30 protein-coding genes are annotated in these 26,419 nt (G+C 33.5%); 9 read left to right on the forward strand and 21 right to left on the reverse strand.

Annotation, left to right across the window (positions count from 1 at the left end; all coding sequences use genetic code 11):
• Positions 1-78: 78 nt before the first annotated feature.
• Genes rplI through rpsF form a run of 3 tightly spaced genes read right to left on the reverse strand, consistent with a single transcriptional unit; the run spans position 79 to position 1,202 of the window.
• The gene (rplI, locus tag HM990_RS11365) at positions 79-540 is read right to left on the reverse strand and encodes a 50S ribosomal protein L9 (RefSeq protein WP_178989052.1); all 462 of its coding nucleotides are present in this window, start codon (positions 538-540) and stop codon (positions 79-81) included.
• A gap of 12 nt (positions 541-552) precedes the next feature.
• The gene (gene rpsR / locus HM990_RS11370) at positions 553-852 is read right to left on the reverse strand and encodes a 30S ribosomal protein S18 (RefSeq protein WP_173280593.1); all 300 of its coding nucleotides are present in this window, start codon (positions 850-852) and stop codon (positions 553-555) included.
• Positions 852-1,202 (reverse strand): 30S ribosomal protein S6, encoded by a 351-nt coding sequence (gene rpsF, locus HM990_RS11375; RefSeq protein WP_178989053.1) that lies wholly within the window; start codon positions 1,200-1,202, stop codon positions 852-854. The genes rpsR and rpsF overlap by 1 nt, the downstream gene beginning before the upstream one ends.
• A 202-nt stretch (positions 1,203-1,404) precedes the next feature.
• Between rpsF and HM990_RS11380 the strand changes: the two genes are divergently transcribed.
• Positions 1,405-2,100, forward strand: a complete 696-nt coding sequence (locus tag HM990_RS11380; RefSeq protein WP_008271090.1) for a LytR/AlgR family response regulator transcription factor — start codon at positions 1,405-1,407, stop codon at positions 2,098-2,100.
• 277 nt (positions 2,101-2,377) lie between these two features.
• On the opposite strand, the gene priA is transcribed toward HM990_RS11380, so the two are convergent.
• From priA to HM990_RS11415, 7 genes are all read right to left on the reverse strand, one after another.
• The gene (gene priA, locus HM990_RS11385) at positions 2,378-4,831 is read right to left on the reverse strand and encodes a replication restart helicase PriA (RefSeq protein ID WP_178989054.1); all 2,454 of its coding nucleotides are present in this window, start codon (positions 4,829-4,831) and stop codon (positions 2,378-2,380) included.
• A gap of 79 nt (positions 4,832-4,910) precedes the next feature.
• Positions 4,911-5,912, reverse strand: a complete 1,002-nt coding sequence (locus tag HM990_RS11390) for a T9SS type A sorting domain-containing protein (protein WP_178989055.1) — start codon at positions 5,910-5,912, stop codon at positions 4,911-4,913.
• A 6-nt stretch (positions 5,913-5,918) separates the two neighbouring features.
• Positions 5,919-7,046 carry a hypothetical protein gene (locus HM990_RS11395; protein ID WP_178989056.1) on the reverse strand — a complete coding sequence of 376 codons (1,128 nt, stop codon included), beginning with the start codon at positions 7,044-7,046 and terminating at the stop codon, positions 5,919-5,921.
• Between the two features lie 224 nt (positions 7,047-7,270).
• Positions 7,271-7,795: a hypothetical protein gene (locus HM990_RS11400; protein WP_178989057.1), complete on the reverse strand. Its 525-nt coding sequence runs from the start codon at positions 7,793-7,795 to the stop codon at positions 7,271-7,273.
• Positions 7,796-8,067: 272 nt separating this feature from the next.
• Positions 8,068-8,610 (reverse strand): hypothetical protein, encoded by a 543-nt coding sequence (locus HM990_RS11405; protein WP_178989058.1) that lies wholly within the window; start codon positions 8,608-8,610, stop codon positions 8,068-8,070.
• Between the two features lie 85 nt (positions 8,611-8,695).
• Positions 8,696-9,586 carry a tetratricopeptide repeat protein gene (locus HM990_RS11410; RefSeq protein ID WP_178989059.1) on the reverse strand — a complete coding sequence of 297 codons (891 nt, stop codon included), beginning with the start codon at positions 9,584-9,586 and terminating at the stop codon, positions 8,696-8,698.
• A gap of 25 nt (positions 9,587-9,611) precedes the next feature.
• Positions 9,612-10,040 carry a hypothetical protein gene (locus HM990_RS11415; RefSeq protein WP_178989060.1) on the reverse strand — a complete coding sequence of 143 codons (429 nt, stop codon included), beginning with the start codon at positions 10,038-10,040 and terminating at the stop codon, positions 9,612-9,614.
• Positions 10,041-10,286: 246 nt separating this feature from the next.
• Between HM990_RS11415 and HM990_RS11420 the strand changes: the two genes are divergently transcribed.
• Positions 10,287-12,011, forward strand: a complete 1,725-nt coding sequence (locus HM990_RS11420; RefSeq protein WP_178989061.1) for a tetratricopeptide repeat-containing sensor histidine kinase — start codon at positions 10,287-10,289, stop codon at positions 12,009-12,011.
• Between the two features lie 116 nt (positions 12,012-12,127).
• Entirely contained in the window at positions 12,128-12,862 is a 735-nt protein-coding gene (locus HM990_RS11425) for a LytR/AlgR family response regulator transcription factor (protein ID WP_178989062.1), read from the forward strand.
• On the opposite strand, the gene HM990_RS11430 is transcribed toward HM990_RS11425, so the two are convergent.
• Both HM990_RS11430 and nadC read right to left on the reverse strand, forming a co-directional pair.
• Positions 12,855-13,844: a YihY/virulence factor BrkB family protein gene (locus HM990_RS11430; protein WP_178989063.1), complete on the reverse strand. Its 990-nt coding sequence runs from the start codon at positions 13,842-13,844 to the stop codon at positions 12,855-12,857. The two genes, HM990_RS11425 and HM990_RS11430, sit on opposite strands and share 8 nt — an antisense overlap.
• Before the next feature lie 82 nt (positions 13,845-13,926).
• On the reverse strand, positions 13,927-14,784 hold the full coding sequence (nadC, locus tag HM990_RS11435; protein ID WP_178989064.1) for a carboxylating nicotinate-nucleotide diphosphorylase: 858 nt from the start codon (positions 14,782-14,784) through the stop codon (positions 13,927-13,929).
• 163 nt (positions 14,785-14,947) lie between these two features.
• Between nadC and rlmH the strand changes: the two genes are divergently transcribed.
• Positions 14,948-15,421: a 23S rRNA (pseudouridine(1915)-N(3))-methyltransferase RlmH gene (gene rlmH, locus HM990_RS11440; protein WP_178989065.1), complete on the forward strand. Its 474-nt coding sequence runs from the start codon at positions 14,948-14,950 to the stop codon at positions 15,419-15,421.
• Between the two features lie 37 nt (positions 15,422-15,458).
• On the opposite strand, the gene HM990_RS11445 is transcribed toward rlmH, so the two are convergent.
• Together HM990_RS11445 and HM990_RS11450 are read right to left on the reverse strand one after the other, a co-directional pair.
• On the reverse strand, positions 15,459-15,758 hold the full coding sequence (locus HM990_RS11445) for an HPF/RaiA family ribosome-associated protein (RefSeq protein WP_178989066.1): 300 nt from the start codon (positions 15,756-15,758) through the stop codon (positions 15,459-15,461).
• A 146-nt stretch (positions 15,759-15,904) separates the two neighbouring features.
• Entirely contained in the window at positions 15,905-16,900 is a 996-nt protein-coding gene (locus tag HM990_RS11450; protein ID WP_229719252.1) for a DUF4421 family protein, read from the reverse strand.
• A gap of 116 nt (positions 16,901-17,016) precedes the next feature.
• On the opposite strand from HM990_RS11450, the gene HM990_RS11455 reads away from it, so the two are divergent.
• From HM990_RS11455 to HM990_RS11470, 4 genes are all read left to right on the forward strand, one after another.
• Positions 17,017-17,604 (forward strand): non-canonical purine NTP diphosphatase, encoded by a 588-nt coding sequence (locus HM990_RS11455; RefSeq protein ID WP_178989067.1) that lies wholly within the window; start codon positions 17,017-17,019, stop codon positions 17,602-17,604.
• 37 nt (positions 17,605-17,641) lie between these two features.
• Positions 17,642-18,013, forward strand: a complete 372-nt coding sequence (locus tag HM990_RS11460) for an RNA methyltransferase (RefSeq protein WP_178989068.1) — start codon at positions 17,642-17,644, stop codon at positions 18,011-18,013.
• A 71-nt stretch (positions 18,014-18,084) separates the two neighbouring features.
• Positions 18,085-19,182, forward strand: coding sequence for a heparan-alpha-glucosaminide N-acetyltransferase domain-containing protein (locus HM990_RS11465; protein ID WP_178989069.1), 1,098 nt, complete (start codon positions 18,085-18,087; stop codon positions 19,180-19,182).
• A 164-nt stretch (positions 19,183-19,346) separates the two neighbouring features.
• Positions 19,347-19,823, forward strand: a complete 477-nt coding sequence (locus HM990_RS11470; protein ID WP_178989070.1) for a nuclear transport factor 2 family protein — start codon at positions 19,347-19,349, stop codon at positions 19,821-19,823.
• A gap of 113 nt (positions 19,824-19,936) precedes the next feature.
• Here the strand turns inward: HM990_RS11470 and HM990_RS11475 are convergent, their stop codons facing one another.
• The 7 genes from HM990_RS11475 to HM990_RS11505 form a co-directional block, all read right to left on the reverse strand.
• Complete coding sequence (locus HM990_RS11475; protein WP_178989071.1) at positions 19,937-20,485, reverse strand: 1-acyl-sn-glycerol-3-phosphate acyltransferase; 549 nt, start codon at positions 20,483-20,485, stop codon at positions 19,937-19,939.
• A 114-nt stretch (positions 20,486-20,599) separates the two neighbouring features.
• Positions 20,600-21,682, reverse strand: a complete 1,083-nt coding sequence (locus HM990_RS11480) for an iron-containing alcohol dehydrogenase family protein (RefSeq protein ID WP_178989072.1) — start codon at positions 21,680-21,682, stop codon at positions 20,600-20,602.
• 44 nt (positions 21,683-21,726) lie between these two features.
• Positions 21,727-21,927 carry a hypothetical protein gene (locus tag HM990_RS11485; RefSeq protein ID WP_178989073.1) on the reverse strand — a complete coding sequence of 67 codons (201 nt, stop codon included), beginning with the start codon at positions 21,925-21,927 and terminating at the stop codon, positions 21,727-21,729.
• Positions 21,928-21,932: 5 nt separating this feature from the next.
• Positions 21,933-22,637 carry an HAD family hydrolase gene (locus tag HM990_RS11490; protein WP_178989074.1) on the reverse strand — a complete coding sequence of 235 codons (705 nt, stop codon included), beginning with the start codon at positions 22,635-22,637 and terminating at the stop codon, positions 21,933-21,935.
• 74 nt (positions 22,638-22,711) lie between these two features.
• Positions 22,712-23,440 carry a 3-deoxy-manno-octulosonate cytidylyltransferase gene (kdsB, locus tag HM990_RS11495; RefSeq protein ID WP_229719253.1) on the reverse strand — a complete coding sequence of 243 codons (729 nt, stop codon included), beginning with the start codon at positions 23,438-23,440 and terminating at the stop codon, positions 22,712-22,714.
• A gap of 60 nt (positions 23,441-23,500) precedes the next feature.
• Positions 23,501-24,073: a DUF4126 domain-containing protein gene (locus HM990_RS11500; RefSeq protein ID WP_178989075.1), complete on the reverse strand. Its 573-nt coding sequence runs from the start codon at positions 24,071-24,073 to the stop codon at positions 23,501-23,503.
• An 8-nt stretch (positions 24,074-24,081) separates the two neighbouring features.
• Positions 24,082-25,524 (reverse strand): ATP-dependent DNA helicase, encoded by a 1,443-nt coding sequence (locus HM990_RS11505; protein ID WP_178989076.1) that lies wholly within the window; start codon positions 25,522-25,524, stop codon positions 24,082-24,084.
• 168 nt (positions 25,525-25,692) lie between these two features.
• On the opposite strand from HM990_RS11505, the gene HM990_RS11510 reads away from it, so the two are divergent.
• A complete protein-coding gene (locus tag HM990_RS11510) occupies positions 25,693-26,418 on the forward strand; it encodes a hypothetical protein (protein WP_178989077.1) in 726 nt (241 codons plus the stop codon).
• The last annotated feature ends 1 nt before the right edge of the window (position 26,419 follow it).

The raw sequence follows: 26,419 nt of genomic DNA on the forward strand, positions 1-26,419 counted from the left end.
TTATATCTTTTTAAAAAAAGTTTAATAAAAAAACCGCTTAGAAAACTAAACGGCTTTTAAAAATTATCTTAATTAAGATTACGCTTCAGCAATAACATCAAAAGTTAAATTCTCTGTTACAGATCTGTGTAATCTAATTGTAGCTTCGTACTGACCTAAACGCTTAATGTTACCACCTGTGATAGCGATAAATTTCTTGTCAACTTCGTGACCAGCGTCTTTAAGAGCAGCAGCCAAATCCAACTTGGTAATAGAACCAAATAACTTGTCTCCAGCAGTAGCACCTGTACCAGCTTTAGCGGTAATTTTAATATCTAAACCTTTTAAAGCTTCAGCAGTTTTTTCAGCCTCAGCGATAATAGTTTTTTCTTTGTATTCTCTTTGCTTTAACGTCTCTGCCAATACTTTTTTAGCAGAAGATGTAGCCATAACGGCTTGTCCTTGAGGAATTAAAAAGTTTCTACCATAACCGTTCTTAACAGATACAATATCGTCTTTAAATCCTAAATTATCAACGTCTTGTTTTAATATAAGTTCCATTGTTATGATATTTTATTTTAATAAATCAGCAACATATGGCATTAAGGCTAAATGTCTAGCTCTTTTTACGGCCACAGATACTTTTCTTTGATACTTTAAAGACGTTCCTGTTAAACGTCTTGGCAATAATTTACCTTGTTCGTTTACAAAACCTAATAACCAATCTGCATCTTTATAATCGACATACTTGATTCCAGATTTTTGAAAACGACAATATTTTTTAGTCTTAGACGTCTCAATATTTAACGGTGTTAAATATCTAATTTCGCCGTCTTTTTTTCCTTTTGCTTGTTGTTCTATTGATGACATAATTACGCTTTTGCTTTTGCTTTAACTTTCAATTTTTCTCTTCTTCTCTCAGCCCATGAAATCGCATGTTTGTCTAATTTCACAGTTAAGTAACGCATAAAACGCTCATCACGTCTAAACTCTAGCTCTAAAGGTTCTATAACCTCACCAGCAACCTGGTATTCAAATAAATGGTAAAAACCACTCTTTTTGTTTTGGATTGGGTAAGCTAACTTTTTTAGTCCCCAATCTTCTTTGGCAATCATCTTAGCACCTTTAGATACGAGCATATCCTCGTATTTCTTTACTGTCTCCTTTATCTGTTCATCAGATAAAACGGGATTTAAGATGAAAACAGTTTCATAATGATTCATAATAAATAATTTTGTTTATTGTTAAAACGGCTGCAAAAATACACATTTATTCTATATTTGACAACGTTTTTTAGAAGTAAAAATAGTAATGTTTCTATTACCTAAAAATTATGTTAAATTTTACGGTTTGTCGGTAATATTTGTTTTTTAACCGAATTTATCGTACTATTGTCGATATCTTAACCTAAAATTATATAATGTTATGACTTTAAACTGTGTAGTTGTTGATGATTCCGCGATTCAGCGCCTCTCTATAGTTAAGTTAATTGAGAATCATTCCTCACTTAATCTTATTGCAGAGTACAGTAGTGCGTTAGAAACAAAAAACGGTCTTAATACCCATAAAGTAGATCTTATCTTCTTAGATATAGAGATGCCTGTATTAAACGGTTTTGAATTACTTGATGTACTCAACAACAAACCCCAAATTATTTTTGTTACCGGTAAAACCGAGTATGCTTTTAAAGCATTTAATTACGATGCCACCGATTATCTTCAGAAACCAATCACTAAAGAACGTTTTAATACTGCCGTAGAAAAAGCTATTGAGCAGCACAAATTGAAACTGGACTTTAACGAAACTGATGGTGAGCATATCTTTGTAAAAAGTAACCTTAAAAAACGTAAAGTTTATATTAAGGATATTAAATGGATTGAAGCCCTTGGTGATTACGTAAAAGTGGTTACAGAAGAAAACAGCTTGGTAGTATTATCTACGATGAAAGCTTTTGAACAAGAGTTACCAGAAGGTAAATTTTTAAGAATCCACAAGTCCTATATTGTGAACCTCGATAAAATTGACCGATTTAACAGTAAAAATGTTGAAGTTGGAGCTTATGAAATTCCATTGAGTCGAAATAAAAAGACGCAATTAGTTGATGCTTTAAATAATATGTAGAACATTACCTCTATGTATAAAGCATTACATTATAAGTTTAAAGAATCCTGAGCATTTGCTTGGGATTTTTTGGTTTTAATGAAATTTATGAGCGAACAAATTATTGAGTTTTCACACCCCTAAAGTCCCCTCAAGGGGACAATACTGATCAAAATTATTAAAGTTTCTTCAGTGTAATTTATTTTATTTAGAAACAATATTCAATCTATAATAAAAAGTTTATCATATAGATTGTCCCCTTGAGGGGACTTTAGGGGTGTTTTTTTAGTATTTGAATTTAATAATTATCCACATTAATTACCACACGTACCGACCTAAAATCCTTTACGGCATTAAAGCTATTATCTATTTTCTGAATGGCTTCTTTTGTTTTTACCAAGGATTGTTTTTGTGGAATCTTTACTAAAATGTTTTTATGGTATAAATTTCGGATTCGAGATACTGGTGGAAATTCGGGTCCTAAAACATTGGCTTTAAACAATTGCTTTAAAGATTTCGCGTACCAATCTGCTGCCAAATTCACACGATTATAATCCTTATGCTTGAACGTTATTTTTATTAATCTGAAAATTGGCGGATATTTATAATTGTAGCGTTCATTCATTTGTTCGGCAAACATTTCCTTGTATGAATTTGTAGAAACTTGTTGCAAAATATTATGATGCGGATTGTAGGTCTGAATCAAAACTTTTCCTCTTAAATCCGTTCGTCCTGCTCTACCAGAAACTTGTGCCATGAGTTGATAACTGCGTTCGTGTGCTCTAAAATCCGGAAAGTTGAGCAAGTTATCTGCATTCATTATGCCCACTAATTTTACGAATCTAAAATCCAATCCCTTGGTCAGCATTTGAGTGCCCACTAAAATATCAACTTCACGTTGCTCAAAACTGTTTATAATTTTCTCGAAACCGTACTTTCCCCTTGTAGTATCTAAATCCATTCTTGCGACTTTCTTTTCAGGAAATAGTACTTTCACTTCTTCTTCAATCTGTTCGGTTCCAAAACCCTTGGTATCTAAAGTAGAATTACCACAACCTTGACAACTTTTTAGCATGGCAGAATTATAACCACAATAATGACAACGCAATTGATCGCGATATTGATGATAAGTTAAGCTCACATCACAATTGGGACATTGAGGTGATGTACCGCAAGTGGTACATTCTATAATCGGTGAAAATCCTCGTCTATTTTGAAACAATATAATCTGAAAACCTTCTTCTAAAGTTTGCGTCATTTCTTCTATGAGTCGGTCGCTAAAATGACCTTTCATACGTTTGCGTTTGTACTTATCTGCTAAATCTACCAATTCAATATCTGGCATAAGCACATTGTTGTAGCGTGTGTTTAATTCCACCAAACCATATTTACCTTGAGTGGCATTAAAATAACTTTCCAGACTTGGTGTTGCCGACCCTAAAAGGGTTTTTGCTTTGAATAAATTTGCCAAAACGATGGCAGCATCCCTTGCATGGTAACGTGGTGCAGGATCGAATTGTTTGTAGGATTGCTCGTGCTCTTCATCGACGATAATTAATCCCAAATTTGTAAACGGTAACAATAGTGAGGAACGTGCCCCAATAATGACTTGGGCTTTTTCGGAATTCGAAAGCATATTTTGCCAAACCTCTACCCTTTCATTTCCTGAATATCGGGAATGAAATACCGCCACTTTCTCACCAAAATAATCTTGAAGCCGTTGCACTAATTGAGTGGTCAAGGCAATTTCTGGTAACAGATATAATACCTGTTTTCCTATTTCCAGTTGTTTTTGAATCAGCTGCACATAAATTTCTGTTTTACCAGAAGATGTTACGCCATGTAATAAGGCAACCGATTTTTCTTCAAAAATAGATGTAACCTCATTGTAAGCTTGCTGCTGTGCTTCGCTTAAATGTTTGGCATCCGCATCACCTTCACCCTCGAATTGAATACGATCGGTTTGGATGTGGTATTCTTCTAAAATGGCCTTGTCAATTAATGTTTTAACAATACTAGAAGAGGCGCCACTTCGTTCCGTTAATTCTGAAACTTTTATGGGCTGTTTTAACGAAGCTTCCATAGTAAACAAGGTCAATACGACTTCGCGCTGTTTTGGCGCACGACTCAGTTCCTCTAATAATTCCTGAAGTTTTTCTTGGGATTTATGGTTGTGGTGTAACTTTACATAGCGCACTAATTTTGGGGTGTATTTTTCGTAAAGTTCTTCCTGTAAATTCAGAACGCCTTTTTTTACCAAATTATTGATAATTGGCAATACGCGCTTTTTATCTAAAATGGAAACAACATCATTAATTTTTAAAGACGATTGATGCTGTAACGCTTCATAAATTAAGAACTCGTCGTCCTTTAATTCTGAATCTTTAATATTTATTTTTTCGTTTTTAGAAATTATGGTTTCACTTTCCAATAAAAAGGCATTTGGCATGGCTGCTCTCATTACTTCTCCCACACTACACATATAATAATCGGCAATCCATTCCCAATGTTGTAATTGTATTTCTGTGATTACGGGAGCATCATCTAATATTTGATGAATGGTTTTAGCATCATAAGCCGTTGGAGGATTTTGATGAATGCTATAGACTAAAGCCGTATATATTTTACTCTTACCAAAAGGCACAGCCACACGAATTCCAGGTTTCAGGAATTCAGCTTCAGCTTCCGTAATATGATACGTAAATGCTTTTTGAAGCGGAATTGGTAGAATGACGTCTATAAAATGCAGCATTCTCCAAAAGTAATGCCTTTAAATAAAAAAACCATCTCGATTGGAGATGGTTTTTCAACACTTAAAAAAAATCAACTCATTATTGTTTTACAATTTTATATGTTGCTTTTTCGTTTTGGGATGCTAAGCTTAAGATGTAAGTTCCTGCTTCTAAATTTTGTAAATTTATGGTTCTTAGATCTTCTGTTGAAGTGTAAACTTCCCTGCCTGTGATATCAAATACCGCTATATTACTGAATACTATATTTTTAGAGACTTCAAGGTTAATGGTATTGGTAAATGGGTTAGGGTTAACGCTTACTGTTTTGTATAGATTGTTTTCGATACCTAAACCAGAATTTATCTCATCAAGGGTAGTTGTAATAGACCATTTTCCGTTTGAATCCTTTACTCTTACAAAAAGTGTATCCATTTCATTTATATCCTCATAGACACCAGACGGATATGATAATACATCAAAACTCCAAGTGCCATCTGTTGCTGGTACGTCAATAGTAATAATTGAGTTATTTCCAAATTCCAAATCATCACCAGTGAAATATTCAATTTCAACCAGATTACTATCTGGATTTAAATACACTTCTATGTTTTTTCTGAATGTATGACTCCAATTCCCATAAGAATCCTGAACCCTTCCGTATAACTTATGGTAACCCAAGCTAACGGTTTCAAGTATTTGAGCCGCAAATTGTTGCTCAATATCTCCCTCCTGTGGGTTGATATCAAAAGTAGTTGCCACTCCAAACATTGGGTCTTGGTCTATGAAATACTCACCCATAACTATATTTTTCTCAACAACAGGTGCAAAGACTTGAACTTGCCTTCTGAAAGTATGACTCCAGTTCCCATTTTCATCTTTAGTACGAATATAGAGTTTATGATATCCAAGAGTTGTAGAAGAAGGGATATCTGCTAAAATGGTCTCGATTACATCTATATCGGGCGATGTAATATTCATAACCGTGTTCATGCCAAAACCGTTATCCGTATCTAAAAAATATTCTATTTGGACCGTATTGGATTGCGCATTTATACGCATCGCTATTGCCAAATAAATGGCAGTTAGAATAATCTGTTTCATAACAAATTAATTATTTGTTCTTGCTTTGATGGTTACAGGCAAACCTGTTCCTGCTTCTGAAACCCCTGTTGTAGTTACTTCGTAAACCACAGGGATTGCGCCAAGCCCAGAAAGGTTGTAACGGTTGCCTGGAACTATACCTCCAAAAGCTCCGCGCTCAGTACCATCACTACCAACCACATTAAATGTAGAACCTGATTGTAATTGATAAATACCATCGGCTGTACCATCTGCCACAAATAAGGTTGCCATACTTGGCACCCAAAGGTTTTCGGTTGTTCCTGTAAATACACTAGAAAGTGACACTGTATTATATTGGACATTATTATTAGTGCCACTATTTATATTAGCCGTAATACCTGGAGCTTTTAATATATTGTTTTGAAATGAACCAGTATTGAATTCCAAATTTAATTCGTTTTCTGGACCGTCGAAAATATTATTATTGCATTCCAATAATGTACCTGTTCCCCAAGAACTGTTGGACCAAACGAGTCTTTTTTGGCAAATATTATTATTGAAAATTACATCTTGAGGAGGAATAAAAGTCGTCAAACCATTACTTACTATAGCATTGGTGTTATAAATGTTTGAAAAAAAATTTTGAAGAATGTAAGCACCTGATAATTGTGTTGCAAATTGAATGTCACGCTCAATTCTGCATCGTTTAACAGTAACCTCATTAACATTTATATAAATCGTTCCGTGTGTTGTTAATCCGTCGTTAATTATGTTCATGCCAATAATTTGTGAAAATTCTGAACCGCTGTTAAAATTAATTCTACTCAGTTTGGCATCATAGGTGTTATTAGACACATTTTCATTTTGGGCTAAAAAATAACCAGGACCTATAATTACTAACTGTTTGGTAATAGTGGCATCTTCGTAAACCAAAGTAGAGCCCTCTATATGCAAGGTGTCACCATCAATTACATTCGGATATGCAATAGCATCATCAATTTCACTAAATACGGGAAAACTTGGTGTTCCACCATAATTCTCACCAAATAACGTAGCGCCATCATAATTGGATTGATTGTTTACTCTCCATGTAGTTTGGGAATTTGCCAGTGTGGAAAATAAAAATGCAGTAAACACTACTGCAATGTCTAAAAATAATTGTTTTGTTTTCATAATTGTTGGTTTTAAAAGTTTAATTAACAGCTAAATAAAATGTATTTTTAATAGTGTTACAATACCTATTTCTAGGTATTTATATAAGTTATTAGCTTTAGTAATTGATTTTAATAAAGGCTTAAAAATTGGCATAATGATTTCATAAGCAATATTTTAATTACATTACCATAAGTCTCAGACAATTAATCATTTAAAATGCTAAATGAAAATAAGTTTCCTAATTATAAATCAAAATAGTAATGCACACTAGCACCATAGGAAAGGCCTGCAAAACTATCTATACCGCTACCGAAATCACCACCTATATATCCAAGTTCTCCACTAAAGGCCAAACCTTCTACAAAATTTGGAATTTCGCATTCCACTCCACCGCCTAGACCGAAACCAAGCGTATTGTACGAATCGGAAGTCCCAAAATAATAATCATATTTAACGGTAAAATAACTGACCTGTGCATAAGCATAAGGCTTAAAGAAAAAAGAATCGCCAAGAACGTTAAAGTTATAAACGTATCTTCCTGAGGCTCCAAAAGAAAAACCAGTAGCACTATAACCGTAAGAAGCACCACCCAAAATTATTTGTGCCGTATGGTGTTCTGTAAAGTTATATTTACCACTGATACCATAAGCTGGATAGGAAGACGCAAGACCTGCACCTAAAACACCAGGCTCTCCCATCCTTTGGGAATGTACGGTTGACAAAAAAAATAAACTAAAGAGTAATGTAAAAAGAAAATTGGTTTTCATAATTATAGAATGGATTGATTAATTTTTTTAAAACTTTTTCAGGAAATAAGCTAAGTAGAAGAGGGAGTCTAACCATTTAATTTTGAGCATAATAAAGAACCTCAAATAATAATCAAAGCGCAAATAAATACGACAAACAGTTAATATTTAAGTCGAAATTTACTTACAGGCTTGAAAATCAATTTATTAACTTAACTACTATTGATTTTTAGTTTCTTAACCGTTGTTATTGCCCTTACTTTCTTATCAAATTACACTAAATGTTATGGTTTTTAATTAATGAAAAACGGAATATTAGTAAAACTCCCATTTCCCACTGTGTAAGTTGTATTAGTATCTGGATCCATGGTGACAAAACTAAACGTACCTGAAATTCTTTCTCCTGGAACATCCACTTCTGCGATACTTAATGTTGCGCTTACGGTTTCGTCCGCATCTATCGTTGTGGATCCATTTTCATCTTCAAAAGTGTAAGTGCCACCTACAGCATCTGCCGGAAAGGTAAATGATGCACCAGCAATAATAACATCGGGATTGTCCATAATTAGCGTAACACCTATAGCTGTAGTTTCTGAATTGTCTGACACACCATCAGTCGATGCTGCCAATCCGAAAGCATAAACCGTAATAGGCCCAGAATCGCCACTTGTAATCGCAGCAGCAACAGAATTTTGGCCAAATGTAAATACCTTTGTCTGTCCGTTAATATCTGCTTTTACGGTACCATCTCCAAGCAAGTTAATAATTTCATCTTCAACATCGCAACTTATCAGAGCAATCGCGAATAAACATAGTAGTAATTTTTTACGCATCATACTTATTATTTTTTTTTGTTTACGTGAATCTTCGATTTCATGAGTAGTTAGTTTTTTAGAATTAAATAATTAGAACTTTAGATGGTTAGCCCTTTCCCATTTTAAATAATTTTCGAAGCGAAGACGAATCGGTCTTTTCTTCAACTTTTGGTTGGTCAGTTTTACTTCGGTGCGATTCCAGGGTTTTGTTTTCAATTTGTTTTGAAGATGTATTTCCTAAGCTTTCCGTTCGCCTTGTTGACGATTTAATTTCTTTTTCAGTATCAATTGCTCCTGTTTTCGCTATATTGGCCATTGTACCGCCATTTTTTTTATCCCCAAGTGCTCGTAATTGTGCAACTTGCGTATCTAAATCTCCAAAATAAATTTTATCATATAGTGCAATGGCTTCAGCATAACGCTCTTGCTCCTCGTAAACCCAAGCCAACAATAGCAATTCATGTCTGGTTGATTTTGCATTGTTTTTATTGGCATTTAGCTCTAGACTTTTATTAATGTCTGCTTCGGTTTCTTTAATATTTCCTAGGTTGAACTGAACTTTAGCGCGCATAAAATAAGCCATAGCATTGGGTCTTAAAGCCACCATTTGATCGTACTTTTCTAAATCACTTTCTTTAGTATTCTCTCTTGCAATAAGTTTTTTACTGTTTCGAATAAAATAGATATGTTCGTAGTAAACATCACAACTGTAAATGAGTTCAGTCTGCATGGCAACCAATAAGTCTTTACGGGCCAATTGTCCTTTATAGAATTTTTTGTCAATATCTTCTTCTACAATTTGTGCATCAATTTGCGTGGCATATTTAGGTAATGTTTCTTGTAAACAAGCTTTAAACCCATTATCCGTAAGTGTTCGTTTTAGACTTTCTTCCTCTAGACAAGCACATATATCTGTTCTAAATGCACTTTTATAGGATTGCGCATTTACAATTGAGAAAATGGTTAGCGTCATTAAAACAGTAATCGTATGTTTCATTGGTTTGGATTTAAAATCATTGCAATTATTCTTCGTCTTCCTCGGTGCCTGCGAAATAGGCTTTTACGGAAAGCATGCAGAATTTCAATGCTTTTTTCGACTTGTTTAGGTTGAGCGTCGCTTTGGCTTGTCTCATAAAAGGCGCATCGCTGATATCATCTGCAATATCTGGCACTTCTTGCCAAAGGCTATCCACATCTCTTTCTGCACGTTCCATTAACTCATCTTCTATTTCAGCTGGCACTTCAACTCCTGCCCTAGATAAACTATCATAAACAAAAACTTTGTGGTACAACTCAAATGAATGTTTTACAAAATTATCGACGCTTGTAATTTTAGATTTTCGTTTTGGTGGTTTAATACGATTTTCTTGTGACCAACTGCCTGTAGAAAATAGGAATAGTATAAAAATGGCTAATATTGATTTGCGGTAAATAGGATTTTTAGTTTTCATAAAGCCTGCTTTAAGAATTGCAATTAACCATCCTGATTAATTTTACATAAATCAACAACTTATTCTAAACAAAAACTATAGCCAATTTATTAACGTTGATTTTGAATGTATTAACGTAACAATTGTAGCTCGTTTTTGATTTTAATTACTATTTTTAAACCAGCTATTAATTTTATTTCATTAATGAAAAGATTCTTAACCCTCTTCTTTTTAACTATTTCTATATTTTGTTTTTCGCAAAACAAGATGCTCGATTCTCTAGAAAATGTCATCAATACATATACAAAAGAGGATACTACTTATGTGAACTTAAGAATAAAGTTTACGGCAAGAAAAATGTTTTTAACACCTGCTGATACAACATGGGCAGCTTATGTCAATAAAACATTAGATATTTCTAAACAACTAAATTATCCAAAGGGAATTGCTATATCTTATAACAATTTAGGCATTATTCATCACTATTTTTTGTCTGACCCATTAGGAGGTCTCGATTATTATCAGAAAAGTTATGCGATTTTTGATAAATACCCCAAATTCAATACCTATGTGATTGCTATTCTTACCAACATTGGACTCATTCATTTAGAGCAACAAGAATATGAAAAAGCCTTGAAAAGTTTTAAATCCTTATTAAAGTACCCAGAAAATAATAAGAAATACATGACACAGTTTTACATCGCCAACACTTATGGAGACCAAAAAAAACTAGATTCCTCAATTTACTATTATAAGAAAGCACTTGTTGGCTCTGAACAAAATAAACAACTACTCTATGTAGCGAACATTAAAACGAATTTAGGCTTGGTTCAGACCAATGCTGGTTTTATAGAAGAAGGTTTGGTAAGCATTAATGAAAGTTTAGATTTAATAGAACAGCATAACATTGAAAGTTTACGAGTTCCTGCTTACACAAATGCAGCAGAAATATATTTAATAAATAACAACATTGAAAAAGCAGAATACTTCGCAACCAGCAGTTTAGAACTTAACGAATCCTTAAATAACCTCAACACAGAAAAAAGTGCTTTAGCAACATTAGCCAACATTTACACCCAAAAAAAAGATTACAAAAATGCCTTACTCACCTATCAAAAACATATAGTATTAAGGGATAGTTTGATTAACGCAGATCGGAAACTTGAAATTGCCAGAAAAGAGATTCAGTTTGAAGCCGATAAGGATCGTGCCATTTCGCAAGTAGAGATTGAACGCCAGAAATCGATTAAAAACGCCTCAATCATTGGAGGTTCTGGACTTATCCTAGCTTCCATTATTAGTTTCGTTTTATACCGCCGTAAGCAAGATGCTGTTTCAAAATCCAAGGAAGCTGAGTTTAATGCAAAGGTTTCAGATACGGAATTAAAAGCCTTACGCTCTCAAATGAATCCGCATTTTATCTTTAATTCTTTAAATTCCATCGGCGATTATATTTTAAAAAACGATACACAATCGGCCAGTGACTACTTGGGGAAATTTGCAAAATTGATGCGGCTTACTCTAGAAAACTCAGAAAAGAAAGAAATTCTATTAAGCGAGGACATATCTCTTCTTAGAACATATATGGATATTGAACGCAAACGTTTCAACTATAAATTCGATTATGTTATTGAAATAGAAGCTGATTTAGATGCTGATAATATTTTGGTACCACCAATGATTCTTCAACCTTTTATTGAAAATAGCATCATTCACGGTTTGTCACGAAAAGAAGAACTCGGTTTAGTGAAAATTTCTTTTAAGGCAGAAAAAAACATGTTGATTTGTAGTGTCGACGATAATGGTGTTGGTCGAAAAAATTCAATTTCAAATAAAAATAATCCTGAAAGTAAATCCATGGGAATGGCGATTACCAAGAGTAGAATTGAGATTATCAATAAATTAAAAAACACCAACGGAAATGTTGAAATTACAGATAAAACCGAAGGTACACGCATAGACGTTTCATTACCAATGCAACTTGCTTATTAGATTACAATTAAATAATAACAGAACACAGATGGAGCTGATTTAGCTGATTTTCGCAGATAACAGAAAATGTCAAGTTAAGTTCAATAATAATATTCCCGATTTCTCGGTAAATGAATATGATAAAAACCATAATTATAGATGACGAAACCCATTGTTCAGATCGTGTTTTGAGTCTCATTGAAAGACATCCAAAGACTTTTAATGTGCTTGCCGTTATAGACAATGTAGATGAAGCGCTGCGCCTTGTGCCACAATTACAGCCTGAATTAGTGTTCTTGGATATTAAGATTCATGATAAAACAGGATTCGATTTTTTACAGGAAATCGGATCAATTAATTTTAAAATAATCTTCACAACTGCTTTTGATAATTTCGCCATAAAAGCTTTCAAATTTAGTGCTCTCGATTATTTATTAAAGCCCATAGATACTGACGATTTCGATGCTGCAGTTTCACGTTTGAAAGACAACCTATCCAAACAAAATATGGAGCAACAACTTCAAAATTTGTTTGAAAATCTGAAACCGAATCAAAAGAAAGTGATTACCATTCCGTCATTAACGGGCTTTGAAACCTTAAAAGTGGTAGACATTATTCATTTGGAGGCAGATACTAGTTATACACATATCTTTACTAAGGATGGAAAAACCATGGTTTCTAAACCGATAAAATTTTACGAAGATTTATTGGCTGAAAACGCATTCTTTAAAACGCATAAATCGCACCTTATTAATATCGATCATGTGAAAAAATATTATAAAGGAAAACAAAGTTATGTGTTGATGTCCAATGATGCGAAAGTGCCAATTTCAGTAAGGCGAAAAGATGAGTTTTTGAAGCATTTTATTTAATAATCTCTTCAATATCTTTTTGTTTAATTTCTTTTCTTGCTCTTGGATGCTTTCTTAAAAACTGAAGTGAGGCGTTAAGCTCGTAACCTAATAAGAGAATATTGGAATTCAACCATAGATACAACAACAAAATCAACAAGGCACCGATAGATCCATAAAGCTCGTTGTATTGGGAAAAGTTTTCGATATAAATACCAAACAAAAACGAGGTTAGCATAATGAGTAAGGTAGTTAACAACGCTCCAACAGAAAAAAACTTGGACTCCCTACCTTCTTTAGTTCCAAAATAATATAAAGTTGCTGTTGCTATATAAGCCATGATGACGAAGAACAAATACTTTACAAAGATTATCCAACCCAATCCCTTATCATCTTCCGCAAATGCATTTCCGCTTAAGCTTTCATAAAGCGGTTGAATAATATAAATCTGAAAATAGCCAAAAACAGCAACGGTTAGCAATAGAAGAAAAGCTAAAATCAATGCCACGCCAAGTGCTATTCCATATTGTTTAAAGACATTTCGATATAATTGTTTGTGATACGAGGTTTCAAAACCTGAAAAAACGGCGTTTACACCATTTGCCATCAAGAAAATAGATAGTAAAAACACTGATGAGATTATCCCTCCACTACTGTTACTGCTCATATCTTGAAAAATACTATCGATAAAAAATTCGGAAGTTTGTGGTGGTAAAATTGATCTTAAAAAACTTAAAAATTCTATTTGAAATCCGTCAATAGGAATATGAGGAATTACAATAATGACAAACAACAAAAAAGGAAAAATTGCGGTAAAAAAACTAAAAGCTATCGCACTTGCCCTTGTTGTAAGTGCACCATTGACAATGCCCATGACGTAAAGTTCCAACAAATCGTAAATGGATAAACCCTCAAATCCTGGCAATTTAATCTGTTTAAAAAAACGCATAATTACATTAAGCACCGGAATTTTATCTACTTTATCTTCTATGAGTTTACTCATTCGTTAGTTTAAAGTTTTAAATTTAAAATTCAAGGTTTTGCGTCAGAGCGTCAACTTTGAATTTTGAACATTAAATTCAGAATTATACGGCTTTTAAACTCAAATCCATATTGTAAACTGAATGCGTTAATGCACCAGATGAAATATAATCGACACCACATTCGGCATATTTTCTGAGTGTAGTTTCGTTAATTCCACCAGAAGATTCAGTTAAACATTGGTCTCCAATGAGCTTTACCGCTTTACGAGTATCCTCATAATTAAAATTATCTATAAGGATTCTGTAAACACCTCCACAATCCAAGATTTCCTTGATTTCTTCGAGATTTCTGGCTTCAACAATTATTTTTAGATTTCTGTTGGTATCCTTTAAATATTGCTTGGTTAAGTTAATAGCTTTTGTCACACCTTCTGCAAAATCAATGTGATTGTCTTTTAGCATTATCATATCATACAAAGCAAATCTGTGGTTTTCGCCACCTCCAATTTTTACGGCCCATTTTTCTAAAGCTCTAATGCCTGGTGTGGTTTTTCTGGTATCTAAAATTTTAGTTCCAGTACCCTCCAATAAGTCAACAAACTGTCTGGTTTTTGTGGCGATAGCACTCATACGCTGCATAGCGTTTAAAACTAATCGTTCGGCTTTAAGAATGGATTGCGATGCTCCTTCAACATAAAAAACAATATCTCCATGTTTCACTTTCTGACCATCTTCTATTAAAGTTTCGACTTTCATATGGTCATCCACGAAAGCGAATACTTGTTTTGCAAATTCTACACCTGCAATAATACCTTTGTCCTTTACCAATAACTTCGCTTTTCCTTGAGCGGAAGCAGGAATGCAGGCCAACGAACTATGATCGCCATCGCCAACATCTTCATGTATAGCATTAGAGATAATTAATTCTATTTCTTTATCGAATTGTACTTTTGATATCATTTGAATACTTATTTAGTGTAAAAATAGGAAATAGATTAAGGATTTACGATTTTAGAATTACGAATTAGGAAGGAATTAGGAATTATGGATTAGGGATTAGGGATTAGGGATTAGGGATTAGGAAAAATCTGAAATTGTAAATCGTAAATCGTAATTTTGCAAAATGAATATAAAACTTATAGCCATAGGCAAAACCGACAATAAAAATCTACAAACCTTAATTGCAGATTACACCAAACGACTTGGCTTCTATATTAAGTTCGAATTTGATGTGATTCCTGATTTGAAAAAGGTCAAAAACCTATCGGAAGCCCAACAAAAAGAAAAAGAAGGCGAACTTATCTTGGCAAAAACCCAAACCTCTGATGTTCTAATTCTACTCGATGAAAATGGAAAACAACTAGATTCCATTGCATTTTCAGGCTATTTGCAAAAACATATGAACTCTGGTATCAAAAACTTAATTTTTGTAATTGGTGGTCCTTATGGATTTTCGGATAGTGTTTATAACCGCGCGAATGGCAAACTAGGATTGTCCAAAATGACATTTTCACATCAAATGGTTCGGTTGTTTTTTATTGAACAATTGTACAGAGGGTTTACAATTCTTAGAAATGAACCTTATCATCATCGCTAAAGACTATAAACCCTCTGAAATTAAACGTCGAACTTTATTAATGTGTTTTATAAATCTCTTTACGTTTCTTAAGCTGTCTCGTTAAATCATTAATGGTTTCATTCATTGCCATTTCGTAATTTTTTTTGTTTGAAGTAGCAAAAATGCGAGGTCCAGGTAAGCTTAATTCTATATTACATATTTTACCCGCATCATGATCTTTTTCATCATGTTTAAAATAAACTTGGGCTGAAATCAAAAACTCAAATTTATTGGCTAGCTTTTCTAATTTTTCTTCGGTTAATGCCGAAAGTGTTTCACTTGTATCTATGTTTACGTATTGAAATTTTACTGTCATAATCTATCGCATTTAAAATGAATAATTCTTTTGTCTAAGATAAAGATTTAAGTCAGTTTTCTGACTGATAAATATCATAAATAATTGATAAAATTTTTAATTTTCTAGAATTTTGAAAATCTTAAAAACACAACCTATTAAGGCTTTTATTTATTCTTTCTCTTAAACCTATAACCAACGGCCAATTTCGCCTTGGTTAAATTTAAGCGGTATTTATTATCATAATCCAGGTCTGTGGAATATAAGCCATTACTATAAGTTAGACTGACATAAAATTGATTGAAATTATAACCCAATCCCAATAGAAAATCCAATTTATAAAGCATTGGATTCGCTGGTCTATAACTATCATCTTCTAAAGTAATTTTCTTATTTACTAGACCAACTCCAGGCATTACGTTGATGGTCGCTGAAATATTTTCAGGCAGTTTAAAATAAGAAATAAATCCAGCCAAAACGCCAAGCGCAGCACCTTGATAGCGTTTTATATTTCCTTGTTCATTGAAATAGGAATTTGTACTTTCAGACAATATACTTGTCTTTGCAGAGAAGTAATCGAAACCACCAAAAACACCTAAGCCACCTGTGATGAATATATCTTTATGGCGTTCTTCTGAAAAACCAGCTTTTAAAAGTGCATAGGAAAACTCAATATCGTCTAACGTGAATAAATAATTAAACCCGAAACTCACAGAGCGTACATCACTTCTAAAAACAAAAGGTTCATCAAAATCATTTTTAGCGGTAAACCCTTTATAGGTTTGAAGATAAACATTGGCGAAATGCCGATCTTCTAAAATGGTCGTGCCTTGCAAGTCAAAACGCGTTGTTTCCTCTTTGTTGGGATTTTTAAGGTTGAATCCAATATCAACAATAACTTTCTTATTGGCAAAACCCAGTCCTAAGCCGTGTCTATTATTAGGGACGAATCTTGCCTTAGAATCGTCATTTTTAATACTAAATTTATTAACCTTAAAATTTGTGAATAAACGTATGGAATAATTTTCTATATCCCTATCGATAAGCAATTCATCTAAATCATCAATATTTTGTGCATTTATAGTTGAGGAAGCGAAATAAATACCTAGAAGCAGAAAAACCTTGATGAATATAGCCTTTTGAAAAATAATTTGTTTTGACAAATGATACGTATTAGATTCCTATTTTTACAAAGCACTTATTTAAACGTTTTAAGTTGACTAAAAATTTAAAGAAGTGAAACAAAATTACATTGAAAATCATTTTATAACGACAAATTATGCAACTTGTTTTCGCTACCAATAACTTAAACAAACTAGAAGAAGTCCAAACGATATTGCCACCACATATTAAACTTTTAAGTTTGAAGGATATTGCTTGGGTTGAAGATATTCCTGAAACACAAAACACTATTGAAGGGAATGCCATTCAAAAAGCCGAATATCTAAAAAAACATTATGGTTATGATTGCTTTGCCGATGATACCGGTTTAGAGGTTGAAGCCTTAAATGGCGAACCTGGCGTGTTCTCAGCACGTTATGCCGGACCACAACGCAGTGCTGAAGACAACACCAATAAATTGCTCACCGAACTTAGAGATAAATCCAACAGAAATGCGCGATTTAAAACCGTAATTGCCTTACATCTCAATGGCGAAATCCAAACCTTTACAGGCATTTGTAAAGGCGAAATTACAACCCAAAAACAGGGTAAAGGCGGTTTTGGTTATGACCCTATTTTTAAAGCTGAGGGTTATGACAAAACTTTTGCCGAAATTACTTTGGAAGAAAAAAATAAAATCGGACATCGCGGGAAAGCGGTCGTCCATTTGGTTGATTTTTTGAATACTGTAAGTGAGTCAGACTAAGCCCACATTAATCTTTACACTTTCATGATTACATGTTTTGGCATACGCTGAATTTCTAGCAGACTGCATTAGACAACAACTAAAAGAAAAACGCACACATTTTGACGAAATGAAAATGATGGGCGGATTACACTTAAAAGTCGATCATAAAATGCTTTGTGGAATTCATATCGACAATAATTATGGAGACAGCTTGATAATGGCTAGAATTGGACAAGCTATTTACGAAACTGAATTAAAAAAACCAGAATGTTTACCAATGGATTTCACAGACCGAGCAATAAAAGGTTATATTTTTGTAACACCTGAGGGTTTTGATACAGATAACGACTTGCCTTATTGGCTAGATTTGTGTTTGGAATTTAATCCCTTAGTAAAAGCCAGAAAATTTAAAAAGAAAACGAAATAGCACTTTTCCCGTTTTTATATTTTCTAAAATATTAGAGTTATATTTAAACCAACACAACCAAAGTAACCGACTTGAATCCCAATCGTCTATATTTTATCGATGCCGTAAGAGCATTTGCCATCTTAATGATGCTGCAAGGACATTTTATAGACACACTTCTCGATCCATCCTATAAAGATCAAAGAAATACTGTTTTTAAAATTTGGGAATATTTTAGAGGTATAACGGCGCCTACTTTTTTTACCATTTCTGGGCTCATCTTTTCTTACTTACTTATCAAGGCTAAACGTAGCGGAAATGTAAAGCAACGTATGCGAAAAGGTTTCACAAGAGGTTTAATGCTCATTGGCATTGGCTACTTGCTAAGAGCGCCTATATTTCAATGGTTAATAGGGGAATTCAATTCTTATTTTTTGGTTATTGATGTTTTGCATTGCATTGGTTTATCGCTCATTATTGTTGTCGTTATTTATAAACTCACTTTAAAAAAAACACTGCTATTTTCAATTTTAATGTTGGTTTTAGGACTCACTGTTTTTATAAGTGAACCTTTATATCGCTATTTGGAATTACCAAAAGTTCCTGTTTTATTTTCAAATTATTTATCTAAAACTGATGGTTCCATTTTTACCATTATTCCTTGGTTTGGCTATGTGGCTTTTGGCGCTTTTATTTCGACATTGTTTTATCGTTATGTAGAACGACCGAAATTTAAAATGGCCATTGTTTCTGGCTTTTTTGTTTTCGGAATTGCATTAACCTTTACATCGTCTTGGTTATTTATGAAACTGTATTATTGGTTGGATATTTCGACTTTTAAAGAGGTTGCTTACTATAATTATTTGTTTACCAGACTTGGAAATGTATTCATAATATTTTCGTTTTTTTATTTAGCCGAGAATTATATTAAACAACCTTTGATTCTTAGAATTGGACAAAAAACATTGTCTATATACGTCATTCACTTCATCATAATTTATGGCAGTTTTACAGGACTTGGTTTAACGCAATTTATAGGAAAAACACTTCTACCTTGGCAAGCCATCATTGGTGCTTCACTCTTTTTATCTGTCGTTTGTTTTATGTCGTTTTATTATGCTAAAACGAATGCATTTGTATATTCCAATGTGCAGAAATTAGTAGATAAGTTCAAGCGTTATACCAGATAATATTATGGCACATTAGCGCAATTTTAAAATAAGAAAAGACCACCTAATTAAAGATGATCTTTTCACTTTCATAGCAATTTAATCCCATTCCTTATATAGAATGTAGATTAATAGCATTATACTTACGTAATTTTAATAGTAAAGGTTTTATATAATTTAAAATCATGAAAAAACTCATAGAAAAATTTTACACAGCCTTAAATAATTGTGACGACAAATCCATGCTAGCTTGTTATCATGATGATGTGATTTTTAAAGATCCTGCCTTTGGAACCTTAAAAGGCGAACGCGCCAAAGCCATGTGGACCATGCTATGCGAATCCCAAAAAGGCAAAGATTTTAAAGTTGAATTTTCAAATGTCGAATCCAATGCCGAAACTGGGTCTGCCCATTGGGAAGCTTTTTATACTTTTAGTAGAACTGGACGGAAAGTACATAACGTCATAAAGGCTTCATTTGAATTTAAAGATGGCTTAATCATTCGCCACACTGACGAATTTGACTTACACATATGGGCAAAACAGGCTATGGGAATAAAAGGGATTTTCTTTGGTGGTATGACATTCTTTAAAAATAAACTTCAGAGTCAAACAAATACACTTTTAGACAAATTCATTAATAAAAAAAAGCTATCTAGTTAATTAGACAGCTTTTTCAGGGACAATGTTTCTTTTTAGGGACTTACGTTTACTTTATGTTTCATTGTGTTATTTATACTTCAAATCTCGTGCCAAAAATTAATTTGTTATAAATTTTAACTGTAGGCTTTTACCTTGCCTTCTACACCTTTATAAAATGATCTCATAAATTCGAAATCAGCCTCCATATCATCTGTAGGATAAAATGGCTCTGATACTTTATTCTGTTTATTTTTAAAATCGAACGTGTACATTATAATTGGAACCTTGGCTTTTTTTGCGATAAAGTAGAATCCCGTTTTCCATTTTTCTACTTTTTTTCTAGTGCCTTCTGGCGATAGTGCCAATCTAAATTCGTCTTCACCTTCAAACAATTGAGCAATGGTTTCTACTTTATTTTGACCAGGTGTTCTGTCTAAAGCCTTTCCTCCTACAGCTCTAAAGTAGTAACCAAAAGGCCAAGTAAAGAGTTCTTTTTTTCCAACAAAGTTAGTTTTCAAATCAACAACACGCCTGAGTAATAACGAGATATAGAAATCACTCCAACTGGTATGTGGTGCTGCTATAATTACAGCTTTCTTAATCGTGTCTTTAGAAAAATTGGTATTACCGACAACTTTCCATCCCAATAATTTAAAATATATGAATTTAGCTAACCAGCGCATCTAATACTATAGGTTTATTAATCTCGAATGACTTTTAAAGTACTAAGTCAAACTTTTTGACATTCATTATATTTAAAATGAACTTTTTTAATACGCTTATTATGTAATTCGGAATTACATTTTTTTATAAAGCTCCAGAAGTTTTTGCCTTGTCATAATGGTTTTCCAGTTTTTACCAATGGCATTTTCCCAAAGCGGTTCTAAGCTTAAAGCTACATCAATCATCTTATCGAATTGGTCTTCCTCTAAATCGGCACAGATACCTTGTGGTAATTCAATATTGTGTTTGGCTTTCATCTGCTTAAAAATAGCCACGCCTTCTGGGTAATAGTCTTCCAAATGATCAAAAACGATACAATTACCAATACCGTGTTTTATTCCTAAAAGATACCCCAAACCATAACTCATAGCATGTGCTACGCCGACTTGTGAATAAGCAATACTCATACCGCCATGCCAAGAGGCCATCATTAATTTATCTTGAGCCTCTTCTTTAGTGAGTACATCTTTTAAGAAGATTTCTTTACAAAGTTCAAAGGCTTTCTCGCCGTAACTCTGACTAAACGCATTTAAAAATGTACCATTTAGTGATTCTACGCAATGTACAAAACAATCCATGCCTGTATAAAACCATTGTTCTTTTGGCACATCTTTAGTTAATTCTGGATCTAAAATCACTTGATCAAAAGGTGTATAATCACTATTTATGCCTAGTTTACGTACTGGACCAGTTAAAATTGTAGTTCGTGAAACTTCAGCTCCTGTACCAGAAAGTGTTGGAATACCAACATGGTAAATCGCAGGATGCTTAATTAGATCCCAACCTTGGTAATCTTTCGATTCTCCTTTATTGGTGAGCATCAAAGACACCGCTTTAGCGACATCTAAAACAATTCCTCCACCAATACCAATAATACCAGAAGGCAATTCGCTATATTCTAGAATAACATCTTCTACTAACTGGTCTATTTGCTCAGTTCTCGGTTCTTCAACCGTTGGCACATATATAATTTTATCCTTATAAGACAGAGTAATTCGCGAAGTTAACCAATGATTGCCCTTAAAGACATCATCCACATAAAAAATAAATGGTGCATTACGTCCTTTGCGCTTTGAAGCGAGAATTTCATCGAGCTGATTGAAACTTCCGCGTCCAAAAATAACTCGGGACACCATTGGATAATTTTTGTATATCATTTACTTTATATCTTTAACAAAAATAACAACTTAGTTTATAATTACTACTTATTTAAATGAAATTGTAATTTATCATTAAACAGACCAAAATGCCATTTACCAATGCCGGATTGATACTTATAGGAATTGGCATTTCTATTTTTTTTTCCTAATTTCCATTTTACTCCAAAACAAGAATCTACGTAGGTGTTAAAAAACTCAAAATGAGACCGTCTATTCCATGTATGTTGATTGAGAATTTTCAAAATTTCTATTTAAAAAAATCTAAAATTTCAGTTAAACTCGTTACCGTGGCATAATTAATTCCATTAGCTTCTTTTTTGGTCACAGTTTCATGTTGCCATGTGGTGTGAAACGGCACGTGAATCGCTTCAGATCCAATTTTTATTAATGGTAAAATATCGGATTTCAATGAGTTTCCAACCATTAAAAAAGCCTCTGGTTCAATATCTAATCGCTTTAATAATTGTTTATAATTAGTATCGTGTTTCTCACTTAACACTTCAATATGATGGAAATATTTTAACAAGCCGGATTTTTCCAATTTTCGTTCTTGGTCCAATAAATCTCCTTTGGTAGCTACTATCAATCTATAATCCTTAGACAATACTTTAAGCACTTCTTCTACGCCATCCAACAACTCAATCGGTTTATTGATCATGTCTTTTCCGATTTTTAGCATTTGAGCAATAACGTCGTTAGACACTTTACCGTTAGATAATTCTAAAGCCAACTCAACCATAGATAAAATAAAACCTTTGACACCATAACCATAGGTTGGAAGATTTTTAATTTCCATTTTAAAAAGTTCCTGATCTATTTTATTTGGTGTTTCGTAAAGCGATAATAACTGTCCAGCTTCTTCTTCAGCTTCCCTGAAATAAGTTTCATTGACCCAAAGGGTATCATCTGCATCGAAGCCTATTACTTTTATGTTTTCGTATGTTTTGTTCAATTTTATTCTTTTTCTTTGACAACTATTCTTAAGTGTGAACAACTCGCGAGTTGTCCTTACGCTTATTTTTGATGTTATTTCCACAAACGTTTTGCGCGTTCCAAATCTTCTGGTGTGTCAATTTCCACACCTTGTATTGCGGTTTCTACCATTTTAATGCGTTTCCCATATTCTAAATATCTGATGCACTCAATTTTTTCCGAAGCTTCTAAAAATTGCATAGGTAAAACAGTAAAATCCAATAAAGCCTGTTTTCTAAACGCATAAATCCCCTTGTGTTTAAAATAGCGTGCACCTACATTTTTATCCCTTGGAAATGGAATTGCATTTCGGGAAAAATACAAGGCAAAATTCTGTTGGTCCACTATTACTTTCACGGTATTTGAATTGTTGATTTCTTCCCAATCCTTAATTTCAACCATTAACGACGCCAAATCAATTTCTTTGTCTTTGTCATCTTTAAAAACATTAATTACTTTTGCTAAACTTTCACGCTCCGTAAATGGTTCATCGCCCTGTACATTGATGACAATATCGCAATCGACATTTGCTACCGCCTCTGCAATCCTATCGCTTCCGGATTCATGTTCTTTAATACTCATAATGGCTTTTCCTCCATTATTTACGATTTCATCAAAAATTATATCACTATCGGTTACGACATAAACTTCACTAAATAAATTAGTGGCAACTGTAGCTTCATAAGTTCTTAGAATGACTGATTTTCCTGCTAAATCTTGCATCAATTTTCCGGGAAATCTTGATGCACCATAACGTGCAGGAATCATGGATATAATTTTCATTTAGGTGATTTATATGATGAAATCAAAATTTGAAATGAGTTCAATTTCAAAAATAAGGTTTTAAGATGATTTCGGTCGATTTCGTCGTAACTTTTTATAGAGTTTGTAAATCATGTACAATAGGAATAACACTAAAACAATCGCCAATATTGGTAAAAATATAGAGACTACGGACATAACGATTGATGTTCCTGTTTCAATTGTGGAAACCACAGGATTACCTAATCCAGCAGTTGAAACCGTAGATCCCAAACGGGTTGCACTCGCCGAACTTTTCACAGCTGCAGCAGTTCCACCACCTGCAATAATGGCCAAAGCCCAAGTGATAGCAGGACTTAGATCTGCGACCGTTGACACCATTACTGCTGTTCCAGCAATAGTGGCTAGCGGAATGGCAATGGTATCCAAAGCATTATCAACAATAGGAATGTAATAAGCTATGATTTCTACAACCGTTGCAATACCTAAAGTTATTACCGCAGTTGTACTGCCAATCCACAACCAAGAATCGTTAAGTTCCCAAACGCCAAAATAGGCTGCTAAACTCAAGGCAAATAAAGGTAAGAACACTCTAAAACCTACGGATGCTGAAAGTCCGATGCCGAGAAAAATACTTAAAATTGTTTCTGTCATAGTCTAAATCAATTCAAATCTTGCTCTACAAACATCTCATCCTTAAACCCTATTAAATAGAGTTTTTCCTTTGCCCTCGTAATTGCCGTGTACAACCAACGAATGTAATCCCTATCCATTCCATTTGGTAAATACGGTTGCTCCACAAAAATAGTATTCCATTGTCCACCTTGCGATTTATGGCAGGTAATGGCATAAGAAAACTTCACTTGTAAAGCATTAAAAAATTTATTGTTCTTAACACCCAAAAAGCGCTTATATTTCGACGGTTCCTCTTCATAATCCTTAGACACTTCTTGGTATAATCGGTTGGATTCTTCGTAACTGAGTGAAGCACTTTCTACATCTATGGTGTCTAAAAGCAAAACGGTTTCAAAAGGTTTCATATTGGGATAATCTACCATTTTTACGTTTACTTCAGCAAATCTAAATCCGTATAACTCTTTGATACTGAAAATCTCCAACACCTCAATAATGTCGCCATTGGCAATAAAACCAGCTTCTGTTGTTGGTTTTATCCAGAAATAATTATTCTTAACTACCATTAAATAATCACCTGCAGACAATTCGGTTTCATTAAATAGAATACGTTGTCTAATTTGTTGGTTATAAGCATTAGCGCGTTTGTTACTTCGTACAATAATGGCTGTTTCCTCATAACCATCCGCACTATAAGCATCGTTGATAGCATCCATTATTTCATAACCATCAATTAAGCGGACGCTGTCGGTAAAACCATTCAAATTGAATTTGAAACTCTCATAAAAATTAGATTCTAAAACAGCTCGCAGTTCTGTAGCATTACTCAAAATTCCTGAATCCTGTTCTTGTCGGACGACTTCATCCAACTCAATCCCAATCACATCTTTGTTATAATTTAAACTGAGTTTATTTTCGTCTAACGCAGGACTTAAATCCGATTTCACAGGTGGTAACTGTGCTTTATCTCCAATTAAAAGTAATTTACATTCATGACCGGAATACACATATTGCATTAAGTCGTCGAGTAAAGAACTGCCATCAAATGATTTTGAATCCGAAGGCGTATCAGGAATCATTGATGCTTCGTCTACAATAAAAATTGTGTTACGATGTTTATTGGGTTGCATTGTAAAACGAACTCCACCACCTTTATCTTTTTTAGGAAAATAAATTTTCTTATGAATGGTATACGCCTCCTTTTTCGAATAATTTGAAATTACTTTCGCGGCCCTTCCTGTTGGAGCCAATAAGACGGCACTTTTTTTTGCTTGCCATAAATTTGACACTATGGTACCAATAATGCTTGTTTTCCCGGTTCCGGCATAACCCTTCAATAAATAAATCGAATTTTTATTGGAATCAAAAATAAATTGTGACAATTGCATCAACACCATATCTTGCTTGGAGGTTGGTGTAAATGGGAACTTAGATTTTAATAAGGAATAGAATGCAGAAGCATTGGAAATCATATAAAAATAATTAGAAAGCAAGATAGCATTATTCTCATTTTTTATAGATGATTTTCTTATTAAGTTATAGTTTTTTAATTAATTTTATTTTAGATAGTTTTAACCAACAAAAAAAAATTGTAGATTTGCGAGAGACCTTAATCAATACTTAATTAATAAATAAACAGCATGAATGTAATTATAGCGATTGTAGTTATTATAATATTGACCTTCGGAATTGTGTGGTTAATAGATAAATTTGTTCCAAAGAAATTAAAGCCTATTATTAACATCGTACTTTGGGCATTGATCATTTTCTTAGGCTACATTACATACATGTCTATTTACAAGGAAATACAGTTTAACCAATTGAAAGAAAAACGTTTTAAGGTGGTTATTGATCGTCTTATAGACATCAGGGATTCTCAGTTGGCTTACAAGGAGGTAAATGGCTCTTACACAGATAGTTTTGATAAATTAATAAACTTTGTTGAAAACGGAAAAGTACCAATTACCCAGAGACGTGATACGTTGGTCTTAGACGAAGAAAGAACAAAAGCTTTTGGTGGAGTTGAAACCATGAAAACAATCACATTAATTGACACTTTAAGTTTTTATTCCGTTAAGGATTCATTATTTGATGGTAGTGATCGTTATAAAAACATGATGGATGTAGGTGTCGGTAAAGAAGGTGCTAAATTTACCTTGAAAGCTGGTAGACTAGATGAATTCGCTGTATTTGAAGCAAGTGTGGATAAAGAAGTTATTCTAGATGACCAAGAGCAATACTTAATCGAAAAAGAAAAGCAAGTGGTTTCTGTGGACGGTGTTAATGGACCAGCTTTAACCGTGGGCTCCATGAACGAAGTATACACAAAAGGAAACTGGCCAAAAAGCTACACAAATAAAGAATAGT

It is taken from the genome of Winogradskyella schleiferi, assembly GCF_013394655.1.
In the GTDB taxonomy this organism is placed as follows: domain Bacteria; phylum Bacteroidota; class Bacteroidia; order Flavobacteriales; family Flavobacteriaceae; genus Winogradskyella; species Winogradskyella schleiferi.

Coding starts and splice junctions, on each gene's coding strand:
- rplI (WP_178989052.1), bottom strand. CDS start 540: ATGGAACTTATATTAAAACAAGACGTTGATAATTTAGGATTTAAAGAC.
- rpsF (WP_178989053.1), bottom strand. CDS start 1,202: ATGAATCATTATGAAACTGTTTTCATCTTAAATCCCGTTTTATCTGAT.
- HM990_RS11380 (WP_008271090.1), top strand. CDS start 1,405: ATGACTTTAAACTGTGTAGTTGTTGATGATTCCGCGATTCAGCGCCTC.
- priA (WP_178989054.1), bottom strand. CDS start 4,831: ATGCTGCATTTTATAGACGTCATTCTACCAATTCCGCTTCAAAAAGCA.
- HM990_RS11390 (WP_178989055.1), bottom strand. CDS start 5,912: ATGAAACAGATTATTCTAACTGCCATTTATTTGGCAATAGCGATGCGT.
- HM990_RS11395 (WP_178989056.1), bottom strand. CDS start 7,046: ATGAAAACAAAACAATTATTTTTAGACATTGCAGTAGTGTTTACTGCA.
- HM990_RS11400 (WP_178989057.1), bottom strand. CDS start 7,795: ATGAAAACCAATTTTCTTTTTACATTACTCTTTAGTTTATTTTTTTTG.
- HM990_RS11405 (WP_178989058.1), bottom strand. CDS start 8,610: ATGATGCGTAAAAAATTACTACTATGTTTATTCGCGATTGCTCTGATA.
- HM990_RS11410 (WP_178989059.1), bottom strand. CDS start 9,586: ATGAAACATACGATTACTGTTTTAATGACGCTAACCATTTTCTCAATT.
- HM990_RS11415 (WP_178989060.1), bottom strand. CDS start 10,040: ATGAAAACTAAAAATCCTATTTACCGCAAATCAATATTAGCCATTTTT.
- HM990_RS11420 (WP_178989061.1), top strand. CDS start 10,287: ATGCTCGATTCTCTAGAAAATGTCATCAATACATATACAAAAGAGGAT.
- HM990_RS11425 (WP_178989062.1), top strand. CDS start 12,128: ATGATAAAAACCATAATTATAGATGACGAAACCCATTGTTCAGATCGT.
- HM990_RS11430 (WP_178989063.1), bottom strand. CDS start 13,844: ATGAGTAAACTCATAGAAGATAAAGTAGATAAAATTCCGGTGCTTAAT.
- nadC (WP_178989064.1), bottom strand. CDS start 14,784: ATGATATCAAAAGTACAATTCGATAAAGAAATAGAATTAATTATCTCT.
- rlmH (WP_178989065.1), top strand. CDS start 14,948: ATGAATATAAAACTTATAGCCATAGGCAAAACCGACAATAAAAATCTA.
- HM990_RS11445 (WP_178989066.1), bottom strand. CDS start 15,758: ATGACAGTAAAATTTCAATACGTAAACATAGATACAAGTGAAACACTT.
- HM990_RS11455 (WP_178989067.1), top strand. CDS start 17,017: ATGCAACTTGTTTTCGCTACCAATAACTTAAACAAACTAGAAGAAGTC.
- HM990_RS11470 (WP_178989070.1), top strand. CDS start 19,347: ATGAAAAAACTCATAGAAAAATTTTACACAGCCTTAAATAATTGTGAC.
- HM990_RS11475 (WP_178989071.1), bottom strand. CDS start 20,485: ATGCGCTGGTTAGCTAAATTCATATATTTTAAATTATTGGGATGGAAA.
- HM990_RS11480 (WP_178989072.1), bottom strand. CDS start 21,682: ATGATATACAAAAATTATCCAATGGTGTCCCGAGTTATTTTTGGACGC.
- kdsB (WP_229719253.1), bottom strand. CDS start 23,440: ATGAAAATTATATCCATGATTCCTGCACGTTATGGTGCATCAAGATTT.
- HM990_RS11500 (WP_178989075.1), bottom strand. CDS start 24,073: ATGACAGAAACAATTTTAAGTATTTTTCTCGGCATCGGACTTTCAGCA.
- HM990_RS11505 (WP_178989076.1), bottom strand. CDS start 25,524: ATGATTTCCAATGCTTCTGCATTCTATTCCTTATTAAAATCTAAGTTC.
- HM990_RS11510 (WP_178989077.1), top strand. CDS start 25,693: ATGAATGTAATTATAGCGATTGTAGTTATTATAATATTGACCTTCGGA.